Raw genomic sequence first — 18258 nt, 5'->3', positions numbered from 1 at the left:
TTCCCCTGGATAAAAGGTTTTAAGGCAAAAGCCGATCCGGCAACAGGCGTATCAACTGCGTATCGAACCAGGCCGCGAAAGCCGGTGACGGCGCGGCGTCTACCGCCAGGTACCACCAGTCGGGTGCGGCGAAGGCACGGCATTTGACGGCGTCCTTTTCCGTCATGACCACCGGCAGCGATGGCGTGAAACTCAAGGCCTGGGCGCTGTATTCGGCGTGGTCGGCAAACCCATGCGGTATTGGCCGCCAGTGTAGCGTTTCGAGGGTCTTGAAGAAACGCTGGGGATTGCCGATGCCGGCCACGGCATGCAGGGCCTGGCCGGGTGGAAAATGGTCGAGGGAACGCCGCTCGCCGCTGGCCAGGTTCACCAGCGCGGTGGGGCGCAATTGGAAGGCGAAACCGTCTTCACGGTCGGCACTGGCGCCGTTGTACAGCACCGCGTCGACCGATTGCAGGCGCTCGACCGGCTCGCGCAACGGCCCTGCAGGCAGACAACGGCGGTTGCCCAAGCCGCGGGCGTTGTCTATCAACACCAGCTCGAGGTCCCGGGCCATCCGATAATGCTGCATGCCGTCGTCGGACAGGATCAGGTCCAGTGGTTCGGCCTCCAGCAGCGCCTGGATCGCGCGACTGCGATCAGGGTCGATCATCAACGGCACACCTGTGCGCTGGACGATCAACAGTGGCTCATCACCCGCGATGTCGGCGCCCTGCTCGGCCGCGACCCGCCATGGCAACTGCGGCGGCTTGGCGCCGTAACCCCGGCTGACCACGCCGACCCGCAGGCCACTGCGCTGGCAGTGCTGGATCATCCACAGGATCAACGGTGTCTTGCCGGTGCCACCGACCGTGATATTGCCCACCACCACCAACGGCACGGGGGGCTGGTAGATGTGGCCTTCGCCCGCCAGGAAACGCTCGCGCTTGCCCACCACCACCCGTCGGTACAACCACTCCAGCGGCCGCAACAACGTCAGGGCCGGGTGACCTTCGTACCACGCGGCAAGCAATCGATCGGACATGGCCATCAGGGTGCGGGGGCCGCCTCGACCGTGGTCATGCGCAGATGGCTGAAACCGAGCTTGCCGGCCGCGTCCATGGCGGTGATCACCGATTGATGAGGGGTCTTGCCGTCGGCGCTGATGGACAGCGGCAGGTTGGTGTCGCCGCCGGATTCTTTCTGCAGGGCCTCGATCAGGCTCGCCAGGTCGCTCTTGGGCAGCAATTGGTTGTTCACCGAGAACGCCCCTTCGGCGCTGATGGTGATTTCCAGATTCTTCAGTTGCTGGTCTTCGGCCGGCGAGCCGCTGACGGCCTGTGGCAATTCAACCTTGAGCTGGGTTTCCCGGGTGAACGTGGTGGTCACGACGAAAAACAGCAGCAGGATGAACACCACGTCGATCAGCGATGCAAGGTTGATCTCGATGTTTTCCCGTGGCTTGCGGCGGAATTTCACTTCTTGCCCCCAGCCAGGTCCACGTCACGGTCACCTTGCACCACCTCGACCAGCTTGATCGCTTCCTGCTCCATACCGACCACCAACTCGTCGACACGGCGTTGCAGGAACCGATGGAAGAACACAGCCGGAATACCCACCATCAGGCCGGCGGCGGTGGTGATCAAAGCCTTGGAAATGCCCCCCGCCAGTACTGCGGCGTTAGCGGTCATGCCGGAGCCGGTAAACGCACTGAAGATGTCGATCATGCCCAGCACCGTACCCAGCAGGCCCAGCAGCGGGGACATGGCGGCGATGGTGCCCAGGGTATTGATATAGCGCTCCAGTTCGTGGATGACCCGGGCGGCAGCTTCCTCGATGCACTCCTTCATGATCTCGCGACCATGCTTGGAGTTCGCCAGGCCGGCGGCGAGGACTTCCCCCAAGGGGGAACTGGCCCGCAGCTCCTTGAGCTTGTCCTTGTTCAGTTGCTTGTCCTTGATCCAGACCCAGACCTGCCCGAGCAGATGCTCCGGGGTCACGCGGCTGGCCCGCAGGGTCCACAGGCGTTCGGCAACGATACCCAGTGCCACGATGGAACTCAGAATGATCGGCAACATCATCCAGCCGCCGGATTTGACCAATTCCCACACAGTGACTGCCCCCTCGAAAAAGTGCGCCACTTTATCACACCGACTCGCCTTGCAGACCCGCCCCACCGATAAGCGCATCAGCCGATTGCGCTGGATCAATATTGCCCCGGTGCCCCGACTGCTGGCGGATCACGCCAGTATCGGCGATGCCCGGCCTCGGTACGCGGCCGCTCGAAAGCGCCCAGTTGCAGACGAATGGCGCCCTGCTCGGCACTGTCGTATATCGTCAGGCCCGAGCGCCGATACCGGGCCATCACCTGGGGATGAGGGTGGCCGAACGCGTTGCCCTGCCCTCGGGAGATCAATACCGAATGCGGCTTGAGGCGCGACAGCAACGCCATCGACGACGAACTGCGGCTACCGTGGTGCGGCGCGGCCAGCCACTGGATCGGCGCCGCCAGGGCTTCGTCGAGCAAGGCGCGCTCGGCATGCGTGTCGATATCGCCGGTCAGCAGCAGGCGCTCACCACCGGCCTCCACCAGCAAGACGCAGGACTTCTGGTTGCTCTCGACAGCAGAGGCCCACCGCCACAGTTCGAACCCGACCCCGTCCCATTCCCAGCGCCTGCCACTGTCGCAAGGCCCGGCCAGCAGCTCGGCGGGGAGCGCGTCGGGATCGCCGCTGATCACCTCCAGCGTCGGCAGCTCCTTGCGCACGGCGCGGGCACCGCCAGCGTGATCGGCGTCGGCGTGGCTGAGCAACATCAGGTCCAAGCTGCGCACACCCAGTTTGCGCAAGGTCGGCAGTACGACCCGCTCGCCCGCGTCAGCCTCGCCAAAGCGCGGTCCGGCGTCGTAAAGCAGGGTGTGCCGCCGGGTCCGCACCAGCACCGCCAGCCCTTGGCCCACGTCCAGTTGCCAGATCTCGGCGTGCCCTTGCGGCAGGTGTTCTTGCGGTGGAAAGACCATCAGCAACACCATCGGCCAGCCCAGTAGACGTTGCGGCACACCTTTGGGCAACAGCAGCAAAAAAGCACCGAGGACGGCGATAGCCAAGGCCCAGGGCGGGACCGCAGCAGGGACCCAGGCCGGCATCCGTCCGGCAACCAGCGTCAGCCCCTTGAACAGCAGATCCAACAGCCCGCCGGCGATCCACAGCAGGCCTTCGCCCATGAACGGCACCGGCAACAATGCAGTGCCTAGCAGCGCTGGCGGCAATACCAACAGGCTGATCCAGGGCACCGCGAGCAAGTTCACCAACGGCCCGCTGAGGCTGACCGGCAAGCCCACGATCAACAACAACGGACACAGGCCAAGCGCTACCAGCCACTGGGCACGGGTCCAGGTTTGCCACCAGCGCCAGGGCCCCAGGCGGGCGCCAAAGGTGAACATCAATATGGCCACGGCTGCAAACGACAACCAGAACCCTGGCCGCAAGCTGGCAAGCGGGTCGAACACCAGCACCCCGACGAAGGCCAGCAGCCATGCCCACCACGGATCTGGCTGCTTGAAACGCAAGCGCCACAGCAACACCAGGCCAATCATCGCGCAGGCCCGCCGCACCGGCACCTCGAAGCCGGCGAGCAAGCCGTAGCCCAGGGCGGCGCAAAAGGCCAGCGCACAGGCCCAAGGCAACCACGCCAGCCCCGCCGGCCACAGGCCATAACGCGCCGCTCCGGCCACCAACAGGTACACCAGGCCGGCAAGCAGGCCGATGTGCTGCCCGGAGATCACCAGCAAGTGGACGGTGCCGGTGTCTTGCAGCACCTGCCAATCCTCGCGACTCAGCCCGCCGCCGTCGCCCAGGACCAAGGCCGCCAGCGCGCCGGAGCGGCCATGGGCGTCAACCTGTGCCAACGCCTGGCGCACCTCGTCACGCCAGGCACCCCGGGCCGCGTGCAGGAGATGCCCGTCCTTGACGGTACCGGTCGCACCAACGCCGCGGCTCAACAACCAGGCGGCATAGTCGAAGCCGTGCGGGTTCAACAACCCGGCGGGCCGCTTGAGCTTCACTGCCAATCGCCATCGTTCGCCGCTGTTTACAGGCGGCCCCCCGAACCAGGCGAGGCGCATCGCCGTCGGTAGACGGGTACGGCGCGAATGCACATCGGCCAGTTCGAAGCGCACCACGCCTTCACCCTGTTGCGGCAAGCCGACCACTCGCCCCTCGACCCAGCGGGTTTCGCCGTCGAGCGCGATGGGTAACCGATCGTCCAGCGCAAACTGCGCCGACAGGCAGGCCCAGGCCAGCCCGAACAGGAAAAAACCCAGAGGATAAGTTCGAAACGGCAACGCCATCAGCGCCAGCACCGGCATGGCTGCAATCAGCCATAACGGCGGCAATGCCGGCAAAAAAATCGGGGCCAACAACCCCAGTGCAAGCGCGACTAACCCTGTGCGCATAACCCGTCCTTGAGAGTGCCCTCTTCAGGCATAGACGGTCCACGGCACCGCTGGCGTTATCAATTGTCACAAAGTCTGAATCTGCCAGCCGTAGAATCCAGACATACTTGCGGCCTTACTGCGTTGAACCGACCGAGAAGCCTTATGCCCCGGCGCCTATTCAAACGTTACATGCCAGACCCAGAGAGCATTCGGGAACATAAGTCCTTACGTTTTCTCGGCACGCTGCTGCACGATCCCAACCTTTGGCACCTCAATCGGCACTCTGTCGCCCGGGCGATGGCTGTTGGCCTGTTTGCCGCGTTCTTGCCAATCCCGCTGCAGATGTTGCTGGCCGCCGCATTGGCCGTCACGGTGCGCGGCAATATGCCGATTGCGGTGAGCCTGGTGTGGCTGACCAATCCGATCACCATGCCGGCGGTGTTTTTCTGCACCTATCAGACCGGCGCCTGGCTGATGGACGTGCCCGCCCGGACGCTGCCCGATGAGCTGACCTGGGAATGGATCAGTGGCCAGTTGTCCACCTTGTGGCAGCCGTTCCTGCTGGGCTCGGTGGTGACCGGCCTGGTACTCGGCGCCCTCGCCTACTTCGTCACCATGAGTTACTGGCGCTGGTGGGTGGCCCGACAGTGGCGGCGGCGCAAGAAAAGCCGGATGTGAGACGCAAAAAGGCCTCCCGGGAAGGGTCATGCTGTTCACTTAAGGCAATCGACAAAACCGTGGCGAGGGAGCTTGCTCCCGCTGGGCCGCGAAGCGGCCCCGAAACCTGCCAGATGTGGAGTATCAGACACACCGCACCCGCCGATTTACGACTGCTTCGCAGCCGAGCGGGAGCAAGCTCCCTCGCCACAGGTCCATCATTTTCTTGACTGAACCGCTTGTCTGGGAATGGAGGCCTTTTTTGGGGTGTTCGTACTGGTGCTATCGCGAGCAGGCTCGCCCCCCACAAGGAATGTTAGGTACGCATCCCGCGCCCGCTGACCAGCAACCGCGCGCAACCGATGTAAAGCACCACGGTCGCCACCAGCATGAAGGTGATCGCGATGCTGATCTTGATGTCCGACACCCCGAGAATGCCATAGCGAAAGGCATTGACCATGTGCAGCACCGGGTTGGCCAGGGACACGGTCTGCCAGAACGGCGGCAGCAGGGAGATCGAGTAGAACACCCCGCCCAGGTAAGTCAGCGGCGTGAGCACGAACGTCGGGATGATGGAGATGTCATCGAAGTTGCGCGCAAACACGGCATTGATGAACCCCAGCAGCGAAAAGATCGTGGCCGTGAGCACCACCACCAATACCGTCACGCCCAGGTGATGCACCTGCAAATGGGTGAAGAACAACGACAGCAGGGTCACGATCAGGCCCACCGCCAGGCCGCGCAGGACACCGCCCAGGGTGTAGCCGATGAGGATCGTATGGGGCGACACCGGCGAGACCATCAGTTCTTCGATCGAACGCTGGAACTTGCTGCCGAAGAAACTCGACACCACGTTGCCGTAGGAGTTGGTGATCACCGACATCATGATCAGCCCCGGCACGATGTAGTCCATGTACGTGAAGCCACCCATGTCGCCGATCTGCCGGCCGATCAGATTACCGAAGATCACGAAGTACAAGACCATGGTGATGGCCGGTGGCAGCAGCGTCTGCGGCCAGATCCGCATGAAACGCCGGACTTCACGGTAAACGATGGTATTGAGGGCGATGAGGTTGGGGCGCAGTTCGGAACTCATGCTCATACCGCCACCTTCGCCAGATTTTTCTCCACCAGGGACACGAACAACTCCTCGAGGCGATTGGTTTTGTTGCGCAGGCTCAGCACTTCAATGTTTTGCAGGGCCAGTTGGGTGAACAGCCCGGTGATGCCCACGGCTTTGTCGACCTGGACTTCCAGGGTGTGGCTGTCTACCAGGCGGGCCGGATAACCCATGAGCTGGGGCGCCGTCGCCAGGTCGTTTTTCAGGTCCAGCAGGAAGGTTTCCACATGCAGTTGGCTGAGCAACTGGCGCATGCTGGTGTTCTCGACGATGGTGCCGTGGTCGATGATGCCGATGTTGCGGCACAACTGCTCAGCCTCTTCCAGGTAATGGGTGGTGAGGATGATGGTGATGCCTTTCTGGTTCAGCTCGGTGAGGAAGGTCCACATCGAACGACGCAGTTCGATGTCCACGCCGGCAGTCGGTTCGTCGAGGATCAGCAGGCGCGGCTCATGCACCAGTGCGCGGGCAATCATCAGGCGACGCTTCATGCCGCCGGACAGTGAACGGGACGGCACGTCACGCTTGTCCCACAGGCCCAATTGGGTCAGGTACTGCTCGGCGCGCTCGTTGGCGATCTTCGGCGGAATGCCGTAGTAACCGGCCTGGGTCACGACGATGTCGAAAGTCTTTTCGAACTGGTTGAAATTGAATTCCTGGGGCACCACGCCAATGCAGCGCTTGAGGGCGGCAGGCTCGCGGTCCAAGTCATGACCGAACACGTTCACCGTGCCGCTGGTCTTGTTCACCAAGGTGGAAAGAATGCCGATGGTGGTGGATTTGCCGGCACCGTTCGGGCCGAGCAAGGCGAAAAAGTCACCTTCGGCGACATCCAGATCGATACCACTCAAGGCCTGGAAACCGTTGCCGTAGGTTTTGGTTAGCTGCCGGATGGACAGAGCGGAACTCATATCGGATTACGCACCAAGAAGGGAGGGAAGAAAAGACTAGATAAGGGCGGGCGGCGAGCAATGCAACCACGGCGCACGAAGGCAATGGTGCTTGGCGTCGCCGCACAAGTACAGTCAAGTGTGTCGATAGTAAGTATTAAGTCAACGCGGTCATGACAGCTTTGCGGTAGGCCGGACGCTGCTGCAATCGCGCGTACCAGGCCTGCACGGCAGGTAGCTCGGCGCGCTGGATGGGCATCTCGAACCAGGCATAAATGAAACTGCCCAGGGGAATGTCGCCCATGCCGATTTCATCACCCGACAGGTAGGGCTGCTCACTCAAGATGCGCTCGACCATGGCCAGCAAATCGTCGCACTCCTTGATCGCCGCATTGATGGCCGTCCAATCCTGTTGCTCGGCCGGGGTGCGCAAGACGCCCCAGAACACCGTGCGAAACGGTGCGGCAAAACTGGAGGTGGTCCAGTCCATCCATTTTTCAGCCTGGGCCCGTGCCTGTACGTCAGCGGGGTACCAGGCCGAACCCGACGCATGGCGAGCAGCCAGGTAACGCACAATCGTGTTGGACTCCCAGAGCACGAAGCCGTCGTCCTCGATCATCGGCACCCGACCATTGGGGTTTTTCGCACGGTACTCGGGCGTATCCACCACACCGAATGCCCCGCCCGCATCAATGGCCTCGTAGGCCAGCCCCAACTCTTCTGCGCACCACAACGCCTTGCGCACATTCGATGAATTTTTCCGGCCCCATATCTTCAGCATCACGGCGTCCCTCGATGGATAAATGCCGCAGCAGCATACGCCGGATCAGACACGACTCAAATCACCCTGCATGTCGCCGAGCAAGCGCGGCACCTGCGCGCCGAACAGGTGCGGGTAGCATTTTTCCAGGTGCTCGAAGAAGAACGCTTCGGGCACATCGGCGAACTGGCCGTGGTCGGTGATGTACTCCATCAGCTTTGCTCCTTGCCGATTGAACGGGTGGAACACGCTGTCATGGCGACCGTCGAACTCCAGCGGGGCCACGTCGAACAACTCGCACAGCCCCTGGTTGAATGCCGGCGTGGCCTTGACCCAGCGGTCGTTCAGGTACAGCTCGGTATAACCGTGCATGGCGAACACGTCGCTCCTGAGCAATTCCAGCAAGCGCGGCGTAGACAGGTGATTGCGCACATCCACCAGGCCGATGCGCGCCGGGATGCCGCAATGCCGGGCGCAACCGGCCAGCAAGGTGGCCTTGGGCACGCAATAGCTTTCGCCTGCAGCCAGCGCGTAACTGCCGCGCAGGGTCGCCGGGTCACGGCTGAAGGTGTAGGGGTTGTAGCGCACCGCCTCGCGCACGGCGTAATACAGGCTGACCGCCTGGGCCTGCGGGTCGCGATCGGCGCCGCGGTGGGTTTCGGTAAAGTCGATGACCGCGGGGTGATCGCTGTCGATGAAGGGGCCGGGGTTCAGGTATTGCTGCATATAAGGAAAGACCTCTCGGGAAACATCACCGCAGGTAATGCCGAACCAGATCCTTGTGGCGAGGGAGCTTGCTCCCGCTCGGTTGCGCAGCAACCGTAAAAGCTGGGGGCCGCTACGCAGCCCAGCGGGAGCAAGTTCCCTCGCCACAACAGTGGTTGGCGAACTGGCATCGGGAACCACGAGTTTATCCACCGCCCCGGCCCAGCGATAACGGCATTCCGGCCAAACAATGGCGTTTTCTCACCTTGTTAACGAACGATTTCCCACGGCTGTTGCCAACCAGACTGGCGCAATGCACCCAAGGTTTCCCACGAAATCAATCACATCGCGCTGACCGCCGGTTTTGCAGATGCCGTCTAAGCTCTGAAGGTCGGTTTTGCCTTGGTTCACGGAGGATTACATATGCTGTTGTTGTGGATACTGGTCCTGGTCGTCGGGATCGCCTGGCTGGCGCATCGGCGCACCGCCCCGCTGCCCGCGCTGGGTATCGTCGCGGTCTATCTGTTGGCCATGGGCATTTTCAGCCATGCGCCCGGCTGGCTGCTGCTGATCCTCTGGGTGGCACTCGCAGCCGTCGCGGCCCCGCTGCTGCTACCGGACCTGCGCCGCCGGTACTTCAGTGCGCCGATGTTCGACTGGTTCCAGAAAACCCTGCCGCCCATGTCCGAGACCGAGCGCGACGCCATCGACGCCGGCACGGTGTGGTGGGACGGCGAACTGTTCAGCGGCCGCCCGGACTGGGACTTGCTGCTGGCCTACCCCAAGGTGCAACTCACCGAGGAGGAGCAGGCGTTCCTCGACGGCCCCACCGAAGACCTCTGCGCAATGGTCAGCGACTGGCAGATCGGCCAGGCCATGGACCTGCCGCCTGAAGCCTGGGCCCATATCAAGGAGCACGGGTTCTTCGCGTTGATCATTCCCAAGGAATACGGCGGCAAGGGCTTCTCCGCCTATGCCCACTCCCAGGTGGCAATGAAACTGGCCACGCGCAGCGGCGACCTGGCCTCCACCGTGATGGTCCCCAATTCCCTCGGCCCGGCGGAACTGCTCCTGCACTACGGCACTGATGAGCAACGCGACCATTACCTGCCGCGACTGGCCCGTGGCGACGACATTCCCTGCTTCGCCCTGACCGGGCCGCTGGCCGGCTCCGACGCCGGGGCGATGCCCGACACCGGCGTCATCTGCAAGGGTGAATGGGAAGGCCAGGAAACATTGGGCCTGCGCCTGAACTGGGAAAAGCGCTACATCACCCTCGGTCCGGTAGCCACCCTCCTGGGCCTGGCCTTCAAGGCGTATGACCCCGACCACCTGCTGGGTGAGCAAGAAGACCTGGGCATCAGCCTCGCCTTGATTCCCACCGACACCCCTGGCGTGCATATCGGCCGCCGTCACCTGCCCCTTGGCGCCGCGTTCATGAACGGGCCGAACTGGGGCAAGGACGTGTTCATCCCGCTGGACTTCCTCATTGGCGGCCAGGACATGCTCGGCAAGGGCTGGATGATGCTGATGAACTGCCTGTCGGTCGGACGCTCGATTTCCCTGCCGGCGGTGGGCACCGGTGCTGCAAAGTTCACCAGCCTGGTAACGGGCCAGTACGCCCAGGTGCGCGAGCAATTCAACGTACCGTTGTCGGCGTTCGAAGGTATCCAGGAAGCCATGGCGCGCATCGGTGGCAACGCCTGGATGATGGATGCCGCACGCATGCTGACCGCCAACGCCGTGGACCTGGGGGAAAAGCCTTCGGTGCTGTCGGCCATTCTCAAGTACCACCTGACCGAACGCGGCCGCGAGTGCATCAGCCACGCCATGGACGTGCATGGCGGCAAGGGCATCATCATGGGCCCGAACAATTACCTGGGTCGCAGTTGGCAAGGTGCGCCGATCTTCATCACGGTCGAAGGCGCGAACATCCTGTCGCGCAACCTGATGATCTTTGGCCAGGGCGCCATTCGCTGCCATCCGTTCGTGCTCAAGGAAATGGCCCTGGCAAGCCGCGAAGACAAGGACCAGGCACTGGTCGAGTTCGACGCCTTATTGCTCAAGCACATTGGTTTTGCCGTGAGTAACGCCGCCAGCACCCTGGTGCTTAACCTCGGCCTGGGGCATTTCGAGAAGGCCCCCGGCAATGCCTTGAGCCAGGGTTATTTTCGCGCCCTCAACCGGCAGGCTGCGGCGTTCGCCCTGCTGGCGGACCTGAGCATGATGCTGCTGGGGGGTGAACTCAAACGCCGGGAACGCTTGTCGGCCCGCCTGGGCGACGTATTGAGCAACCTGTACCTGGCCTCCGCAGCGCTCAAGCGCTATCACGACCTGGACTCGCCGGACCACATGACACCGCTGTTCACCTGGGCCATGGAGGAAAGCCTGGGCCAGTCGGAGCGTGCGCTGGATGAACTGCTGAGCAACTTCCCGAACCGGGTGTTGGGTTGCCTGTTGCGCCTGGTGGTGTTCCCCTTCGGTCGGCGTCACAAGGGCCCGAGCGACAGGCTCGACGCCGAGGTGGCGGCGGTCATCGGCCGGCCCAAGGGTGATCCGACCCTCGAAGAGCTGCTGCAGGGCTGCTATCGCCCGCAATCGATCGACGACCCGGTGGGTGCCCTGCAACACGCTGCCGACCTGCTGGCCGCCGCTCATCCACTGCACAAGAAACTGCACATCGCGCTCAAGCAGGGTCAGCTCAACCCAGCGCCGGGCGAACCCCTCATCGACGCAGCCCTGGAAGCGGGTGTGCTGCAAGCCGGTGAAGCGCAGACCTTGCGCGCGGCCGAGGCGGCGCGGCGCAAAGTCATCGACGTGGATGATTTCGACAAGGAGCAATTGACACTCGCCGAAGCCAAAGTGCGCTGAGCGGACAGCGTTTCAACCCCGGTGCCAAGGGGTTGTACCTTCGTGGCGAGGGAGCTGTTCCTGCTCGGTTGCGCAGCAACCGCAAAAGCCGGGAGCCGCTACGCAGCCCAGCGGGAGCAAGCTCCCTCGCCACGAAGGCTGACTCTCATCGGCCCGATCCGCCCAAGCGTATGAAACTGCGCGCAGGCCCTTTATACTCCTGCGCCCGTTTTGCTCTTGAGGACTTATCTCGTGTCCAATGTCGTTGCCGATCACCTTGTCTTGCTTGACCACTTGCGCAGCATTCTGGTCGCCGTGGGTGAGGCCGAACAGGTGCCCGAAGAAAGCCACGCCCTGTTTCTGGAGCGCTTCGACGAGTTGCGCGCGCAACTGCCCGTCGACCCGATCGAAAGCCAGTACCTGGGCCAGGACCTCCTGTGCCAAGTGATCGTCCGTTATCCACAAATCGCCCACCTGGTGCCTCGCGACCTGCTCTGGTACTTCGCCGGCGACTGCCTGCACTACATGCCCGACGAAGAAATCGCCCTGTACCAGGCCCTGGAGGAGCGTCGTTTCGAAGCCGAGCAAAACGACGAGCCTTTCGACTGGAACCAGGAAAAGCAATTGCTGGCGATGTCGGACCAGGACAGCAAGCACTGATTGCGATCCGTCATGCAAAGGCCCGCACGGTTAACCCTGCGGGCTTTTTTTTGCCTTGCCAAAGTGTGTTGCCTGGACGGGCCTCATCGCGAGCGAGCTCGCCCCCACACTGGTTGCGGTTGATCAACATTCATCGGCTCAGCAGACCTCTTGTGGGAGCGAGCTCGCGATGAGGCCCGTCACAACAACCCATCACTCTCCGGCAACTCATAACGTGTCGCGACCTTGCTGGAACCACTCCCGCCGCCCACCGTGCTCAAAGTCGGTTCCTTCTCCAGACACGCCACCAGATAATCAATGAACACCCGCAACTTGGGCGGCAGGTAGCGGGTCGGTGAATGCAGCAACCACAAGCCACCGTGGTAGGAAGCCAGGAACGTCCAGTCGGCCAATACCTGTACGATCAAGCCTTGCTCCAAGGCATGACGGGCGGTGAAGTACGGCAGGCTGCCAATGCCGATGTGCTGCAAGACGGCCCCCAACCGCACGCCCGTGTGATTGGCCGCGTAGCGTCCGCGCACGCTGACGGTAACGGACTTGCTGCCTTTCTTGAATTTCCAGCGCGCATCGTTCGGGGTTGCCCCCAGGTAAATGCAGCTGTGCTCCAACAGGTCATGAGGATGCGTGGGCGTACCGTGTTCAGCCAGGTACTGCGGCGTGGCGCAGAGCAGGTGATCAATGGTCAGCAACTGACGCCCCACCAGCCCGACCGGAGGTTGATCGGTAATCCGGATGGCCAGGTCGACGTGATCATCGATCAGGTCGACCTGCCGATCCTCCAGGAACAGCTCCACATCGACCTTCGGATAACGACGCAAGAATTCGGGCATGTGCGGATGAATCACGAAACGCCCCACCGCCTTGGGTACGCTGATGCGGATGCGACCTTCAGCCTCCTGAGTGAACTGCCCGCTGATTTCCATCACCGACCGAGCGGCGGCGACCATTTCCTGACAGCGCTTGAACACCTCTTCCCCACCATCGCTCAAACGCAACTTGCGGGTGGTGCGTTGCAACAAACGGGTCGCCAGGGCTTTCTCCAAGCGAGAAATACTGCGGCTGATGGCCGACGGTGATGAACCTGACTGGCGGGCCGCCTCGGAGAAACTGCCGGTCTCCACGACCTTGACGAAGATGGCCATTTCGGCCAGCAACGGCAACGGTAGATTTGTGCTCATGGCGCAACAGTCCTTTGAAATTTGAACGGATTATCACCCTTTTACGCCCTACCTATAATCCCGTCACAATTTCTGATGTGGATATGGCACATGACGCTTCGCCTCTTTTTCCATAGCGATGACCTCAAGGCCAACGTGGAAGTCCTGGATTGCAGCCCCCGGGAACATGAGTTTGCCGTGGTGCTGCACGCCACGCTGTTCCATCCCCAGGGTGGCGGTCAGCCCTGCGACACCGGATGGATCGGCGAAAGCCAGGTGCTACGCGTGGTCCAGGAAGGGCCACAGATCGTCCATTACGTCGACAGTCCGGTGGCCTTGGGCACCGCCGCGATCCGCGTGGATGCGCAGCGTCGACAGTTGAATGCGCGCCTGCACTCGGCTGGGCATCTGATCGGCCATTTCGCCGAGACCCGCGGCTGGACGCCGATCAAGGCCCATCACTGGCCCGGTGAAAGCCGCGTACAGTTCCAGCCAAGGGAAAATCCCCAGGAACTGGACATCTCGATGATCCAGCAAGGCATCGACGAATGGATTGCCAACGACCTGCCGCGCCTGATCACGTTACGCGAAGGCCTGCGCGAAGTCGGTTTCGGTGAACTGCCCGCCTACGGTTGCGGCGGCACTCACGTGCAGCACCTGCAGGAACTGGGAACAGTCACCATCGCCTCGCTTTCGCAAAAGAAAGGAATCCTGTCAGTGCATTACCACGTGGCCTGATATCCGCCAGCCCCTGCGACCAGCAATGGCTCGCAGGTCTCGCCTCCCCCGTCAGACCTGGCTCCTGCAAATCCCTTTCACAGCACAAAAAGACAGATTATTGACGCCCATTTGTGCGATTTTTTCCCTTCCGTCACTTTTTAGTCATTTTTTTATTTAAGGCGTGGCGCTTTGCCATGCTTGAACTACCGTCAAACAGAAGCGATGACAGGGTCGGCAAAACGCTCCCTGAAGCGAACTGATCGACACCGTCATCGCCTTCGAAAATCCCGGAGCTCCCGGGTACCGAAAAGTCGTTTGCAAGCAGCCTGTCGTTCAGTCAGGCCGGTGAAATGCGCCCGTTTGTTGGTAAGCGACGAGGCCTGAAACCGGAATCAATGAACAGTCAGGTTAGATGGAAAGGGGTAGCCCGGGCCTCTTAAGTGATCCGAGGCAAATAGACAAGCCTAGGGATGGCCTCTTCATCGAGGATCACTTCATGACCCATCGTACTGCTCCCGTTCTAAAACATTTCCTTCATGGCCTGTTCTGGATGGGTCTTGGCTTGGATGCGGCCCAGGCCGCAGCGGCAAATTGTTCGCAACTGGACAATTTGCCGGCAACCTTCGAGGTCGGCCAAGGGCTCCAGAGCGAACTGCGCATTCTCGCCCCCGTGACGAAGTTGGCAGTCGGCGACCCGAAAATTGCCGATGTGCAGCCCAGTGGCAGCGATGCCTTTATTCTCACGGGCCTGGCACCCGGCGCCACCAGCCTGATGGTCTGGACCGACTGTTCGAAGATACCGCGCCAGAGCATGATCTTTGTCAAAGGCCGGGCCACCGAGGCGCTGACCGGTGCTGCGAGCATACCGTCCGAAGATCCGATGCTGCTCGCCCAGGTGCAGACCGACATTCGTTTCGTTGAAGTCAGCCGGACCAAACTCAAGGAAGCCTCGACATCGATTTTTGGCAGCCGTGGCAACTTCCTGTTCGGCTCGCCGCGAACCTTGCCCACTGTCGGCGGTATTGTCCGGCCTTCATTGCCGGTCAATAACGACATGTTCAACCTGTCCTTTGCCACCGGTAAGACCCTGTTGATGATCAACGCACTGGAAGGCAGCGGTTTCGCCTATACCCTGGCGCGGCCGAGCCTGGTGGCCCTCAGCGGGCAGAGTGCGAGCTTCCTGGCCGGCGGCGAAGTGCCGATCCCGGTGCCCAGTGCCGGTAGCGACAACGTGTCCATCGAGTACAAGGAATTCGGCATTCGCCTGACCCTGACCCCCACCGTCATCGGCAAGAATCGCATCGCACTGAAGGTGGCTCCGGAAGTCAGTGAGCTGGACTTCACCAACGCGGTGAACATCGCCGGGACCCTGGTGCCAGCACTCACGGTACGTCGTACCGACACCAGCATCGCCTTGGCCAATGGCGAAAGCTTCGTCATCAGCGGCCTGATCAGCACCCGCAACAGCTCCCAGGTGAACAAGTTTCCAGGGCTGGGCGATGTGCCGATTCTCGGCGCGTTCTTTCGTGACAACGCCATCAACCGCGAAGAGCGCGAACTGCTGATGATCGTCACGCCGCACCTGGTCCAACCGTTGGCCGCCGACGCGCAACTGCCAACATTGCCGGGCGAACAACTGCGCAATTACGACCCGAATTTCTACCGTATGTACTTCCTCGAACATGGCGAGTTCGACAACCGCAGCGGGCTTTCCCAATGAGCCGGCGCCCGATGTGCGAAGCACCTATTGTCCAACGGCTTGCCAAGGGGCATTCAATGAAAGCAGTGATCGCAATAGCGGCGACCTTGATGCTCGCCGGTTGTGCCAGCAACAGCGTAGTGGCTTCACGCACGACCGATTGCGCCAAGCCCGGAGCCGACCAGGAACTGGCCTTGAACATGGCCGAAGACATGGCCAACGAAGGTCGTTTGTACGCCAGCCTGGCGAACCTCGAACGCTTGCCCGAGGACTTGGTCCAGGTCCGCCTGCGCAAGGCTCGGGTGCTGCGCCTGATGGGCCGCAACGAGGCCGAACCGTTGTACAAAAGCCTGCTCGGGACATGCCTGGCCGCAGACGGTGAACATGGCCTTGGTCAATTGGCAGTCGCCAAAAATGACAATGCAGCCGCTACGCAATACCTCGAACGCGCAGCGAAAATGGCCCCGACCGAAGGCAAGATCCGCAACGACCTGGGTGTCGTCTACCTCAACCAACGACGCATTTCAGAAGCCCGCTTCGAGTTCATGACCGCCATGGAGCTCCAGCAGTCCGACACGCTGGCTGCGCTCAACATGGTGACCCTGCTGATCTACCAGGACAACTGGAAGCAGGCCGCCGAGCTCGCGAACATGGCCAAGCTGAGCCCCCAGCAAGTGGCAGATGCCCAAGCCCGTGCGGAAAAAATCAGGGGTTCGGCCACAAACACAATGACGTCACCCGCCAACCGCCCCACCGAGATCGTCGATGCCTCAACCGGCGCGGTCAAGTAGAGCGTTACGAGGAGTTCAAGAAATGATGACCAAACAATTGATGATCGTGTGCATGGTGAGCCTGTCCAGCAGCGCCTGGGCCATTGACCCAGGCCCCTCTTCGGCCGCACAGCAAGGCACCGAGAACTGGATGCAACTGCAGATTCGTGGCGTGGTGGCCTCCACCAACCTGCAAACCGCCTCGGCCGCCGAACGCGAGATGGCCATGCAGCGTTGGCTCAACAGCTTCAACTACCCGATCCCGGAATTCTTTGACCAGGACTCGGCAGGAGAAATCACCAGTAGCAAATGAACCACGCAGAAAACGAAAAGATCGCAGCCCTCGACAGCGCCTACATTGATCCGATGTAGGAACTGCCGAGGGCTGCGGTCTTTTGGTCTTTCCTGCATGAACCGAACGCGCTTGGCAGAGGCTATGGCTTTATCTGGCCGGGCGTGACTTTTGGCTTTTTGGGTGTTCGACCGGGTATCAGCATTCAGGCCATAACCCTTGTGGCGAGGGAGCTTGCTCCCGCTGGGTCGCGCAGCGGCCCCTGGCTTTTGGGCGTCTGCTGCGCAGCCGAGCGGGAGCAAGCTCCCTCGCCACGGTTACCGGCTTCGGCCTGACACTCCATGTACCGCGTGCCCCAACAGCGCGATTCGACGTTTAGCTAAATCTCGCGGCCACAGGGGCGGGGTATTGGCTGGAAGGATCGAGTGACGACAGATAGGTGACTGTCAGAAAGATCTGTGGGAGCGAGCTTGCTCGCGATAGCGGACCGACATTCAACACCGTCATTGACTGTCAAGCCACTATCGCGAGCAAGCTCGCTCCCACAATGGGCCTGCGGTGAACACAAGACTCATGGACACCCACCGATCTACATATTCCCAAAGGCCCTGAACACACCGATCATGGCCGGGCCGATGGCAACCAGGAAGAAGCTCGGCCACAGGCAGAAGATCAGCGGGAAGATCAGCTTGGTGCCAATCTTGGCCCCCATCTCTTCCGCGGCCTGGGTGCGCCGGTCGCGAAACTCATCGGCGTAGATCCGCAGGGTATCGGCCACGCTGGTGCCGAAACGAATGCTCTGCGCCAGCAGGCTGACCAAACCCTGGATATCCTCCAGGCCGGTGCGCACGGCCAGTTGCTTGAGCGCCTCGGTGCTGGTGATGCCCGCCCGGATCTGCGCGTTGACCAGCGCCAGTTCCTCGGCCAGTTCAACCTGGCTGACTGACATCTCTTCGGCCACCCGCTCGATCGTCGTGGGCAGGGCCAGGCCCGACTCGACGCAAACCACCATCAGGTCCAAGGCGTCCGGGAACGCGGCGCGCAGCCGGCCTTGCCGTGCCTGCTTGCGTTTACCGACGTAGATCGCCGGCAGCAACCAACCGATACCCGCGATGAGGGTGACCGCCAGCAGACCAATGGCCACTGAAACCTTGACCATCGGCAGCAGCAACAACGCAATGCCGACCAGCAACAACGGCAACATCAGGCGCACCGCCCAATACATCTGCACCGCCGAGGCAGAGCGGTAACCGGCATGGGTCAGCAAAGTCTGGGTGGCGGACGTGTGGGCCTGGTCGGTGGAAGCAAAGCGTTGGCCGATCCGTTCCAGCAAGAGTTGCAGGTTACCCGGCGCCTCCTGCCCCGTCGTGCTTCCAGCGTAACCGCGTTTGATCAACGCCAGGCGCCGCTGCACCGGATCCTGCAAGCCCAGCATCAATAGCAGGAGCGCGACGGCCGCCAGCACCGTGCTGAGGCCAATCGCGGCGATGAACAACAGGCGCGCCAGTTCTTCGTTACCGGTAAACCGACTCAACAATCCGAGCAAAAAGTCCATGACTGAAAC

At 61.8% G+C, this 18258-nt stretch carries 17 protein-coding genes; 7 read left to right on the top strand and 10 right to left on the bottom strand.

The features are described 5' to 3' along the window. Positions 1-19 precede the first annotated feature (19 nt). The 4 genes from lpxK to BLU76_RS23885 form a co-directional block, all read right to left on the bottom strand. Complete coding sequence (gene lpxK, locus BLU76_RS23900; protein ID WP_092150124.1) at positions 20-1030, bottom strand: tetraacyldisaccharide 4'-kinase; 1011 nt, start codon at positions 1028-1030, stop codon at positions 20-22. After that, complete coding sequence (locus BLU76_RS23895) at positions 1030-1458, bottom strand: ExbD/TolR family protein (RefSeq protein ID WP_013694002.1); 429 nt, start codon at positions 1456-1458, stop codon at positions 1030-1032. Before BLU76_RS23895 ends, lpxK begins: the two co-directional genes overlap by 1 nt. Next, positions 1455-2090, bottom strand: a complete 636-nt coding sequence (locus tag BLU76_RS23890; RefSeq protein ID WP_161951746.1) for a MotA/TolQ/ExbB proton channel family protein — start codon at positions 2088-2090, stop codon at positions 1455-1457. The genes BLU76_RS23895 and BLU76_RS23890 overlap by 4 nt, the downstream gene beginning before the upstream one ends. A gap of 95 nt (positions 2091-2185) precedes the next feature. Continuing rightward, positions 2186-4432, bottom strand: a complete 2247-nt coding sequence (locus BLU76_RS23885) for a DNA internalization-related competence protein ComEC/Rec2 (RefSeq protein WP_092150127.1) — start codon at positions 4430-4432, stop codon at positions 2186-2188. Positions 4433-4576: 144 nt separating this feature from the next. Here BLU76_RS23885 and BLU76_RS23880 point away from each other — a divergent pair, with 144 nt between their 5' ends. Then, positions 4577-5092 carry a DUF2062 domain-containing protein gene (locus BLU76_RS23880; RefSeq protein WP_092150130.1) on the top strand — a complete coding sequence of 172 codons (516 nt, stop codon included), beginning with the start codon at positions 4577-4579 and terminating at the stop codon, positions 5090-5092. A gap of 295 nt (positions 5093-5387) precedes the next feature. Here BLU76_RS23880 and BLU76_RS23875 read toward each other — a convergent pair whose 3' ends face one another. The 4 genes from BLU76_RS23875 to BLU76_RS23860 form a co-directional block, all read right to left on the bottom strand. Beyond that, entirely contained in the window at positions 5388-6167 is a 780-nt protein-coding gene (locus BLU76_RS23875) for an ABC transporter permease (protein WP_072347169.1), read from the bottom strand. A gap of 2 nt (positions 6168-6169) precedes the next feature. Beyond that, positions 6170-7102, bottom strand: coding sequence for an ABC transporter ATP-binding protein (locus tag BLU76_RS23870; protein ID WP_072347156.1), 933 nt, complete (start codon positions 7100-7102; stop codon positions 6170-6172). Between the two features lie 136 nt (positions 7103-7238). Continuing rightward, the gene (locus BLU76_RS23865; protein WP_092224742.1) at positions 7239-7862 is read right to left on the bottom strand and encodes a glutathione S-transferase family protein; all 624 of its coding nucleotides are present in this window, start codon (positions 7860-7862) and stop codon (positions 7239-7241) included. A gap of 45 nt (positions 7863-7907) precedes the next feature. Beyond that, positions 7908-8567 (bottom strand): transglutaminase-like domain-containing protein, encoded by a 660-nt coding sequence (locus BLU76_RS23860; RefSeq protein WP_092224740.1) that lies wholly within the window; start codon positions 8565-8567, stop codon positions 7908-7910. Positions 8568-8969: 402 nt separating this feature from the next. Between BLU76_RS23860 and BLU76_RS23855 the strand changes: the two genes are divergently transcribed. Both BLU76_RS23855 and BLU76_RS23850 read left to right on the top strand, forming a co-directional pair. Further along, positions 8970-11417 carry an acyl-CoA dehydrogenase gene (locus tag BLU76_RS23855; protein ID WP_092224738.1) on the top strand — a complete coding sequence of 816 codons (2448 nt, stop codon included), beginning with the start codon at positions 8970-8972 and terminating at the stop codon, positions 11415-11417. Between the two features lie 231 nt (positions 11418-11648). After that, a complete protein-coding gene (locus BLU76_RS23850) occupies positions 11649-12056 on the top strand; it encodes a PA2817 family protein (protein ID WP_003204309.1) in 408 nt (135 codons plus the stop codon). Between the two features lie 179 nt (positions 12057-12235). Here the strand turns inward: BLU76_RS23850 and BLU76_RS23845 are convergent, their stop codons facing one another. Further along, on the bottom strand, positions 12236-13234 hold the full coding sequence (locus BLU76_RS23845; protein ID WP_092224736.1) for a LysR family transcriptional regulator: 999 nt from the start codon (positions 13232-13234) through the stop codon (positions 12236-12238). Between the two features lie 90 nt (positions 13235-13324). On the opposite strand from BLU76_RS23845, the gene BLU76_RS23840 reads away from it, so the two are divergent. The 4 genes from BLU76_RS23840 (at position 13325) to BLU76_RS23825 (ending at position 16715) form a co-directional block, all read left to right on the top strand. Then, positions 13325-13951, top strand: coding sequence for an alanyl-tRNA editing protein (locus tag BLU76_RS23840; RefSeq protein WP_092150151.1), 627 nt, complete (start codon positions 13325-13327; stop codon positions 13949-13951). Between the two features lie 478 nt (positions 13952-14429). Beyond that, a complete protein-coding gene (locus BLU76_RS23835) occupies positions 14430-15653 on the top strand; it encodes a type II and III secretion system protein family protein (protein ID WP_092224734.1) in 1224 nt (407 codons plus the stop codon). Between the two features lie 56 nt (positions 15654-15709). Further along, a complete protein-coding gene (locus BLU76_RS23830; protein ID WP_092224732.1) occupies positions 15710-16423 on the top strand; it encodes a tetratricopeptide repeat protein in 714 nt (237 codons plus the stop codon). Positions 16424-16445: 22 nt separating this feature from the next. Continuing rightward, on the top strand, positions 16446-16715 hold the full coding sequence (locus tag BLU76_RS23825; protein ID WP_092224730.1) for a DUF3613 domain-containing protein: 270 nt from the start codon (positions 16446-16448) through the stop codon (positions 16713-16715). A 568-nt stretch (positions 16716-17283) separates the two neighbouring features. Here BLU76_RS23825 and BLU76_RS23815 read toward each other — a convergent pair. Further along, positions 17284-18249, bottom strand: a complete 966-nt coding sequence (locus tag BLU76_RS23815; protein ID WP_063324892.1) for a type II secretion system F family protein — start codon at positions 18247-18249, stop codon at positions 17284-17286. Between the last annotated feature and the right edge of the window lie 9 nt (positions 18250-18258).

The organism is Pseudomonas sp. NFACC08-1, from assembly GCF_900106735.1.
Taxonomy (GTDB): Bacteria; Pseudomonadota; Gammaproteobacteria; order Pseudomonadales; family Pseudomonadaceae; genus Aquipseudomonas; species Aquipseudomonas fluorescens_Q.
The sequence above is the reverse complement of the archived record's forward strand: the minus strand, read 5'-3'. Positions and strand labels throughout refer to the sequence as shown.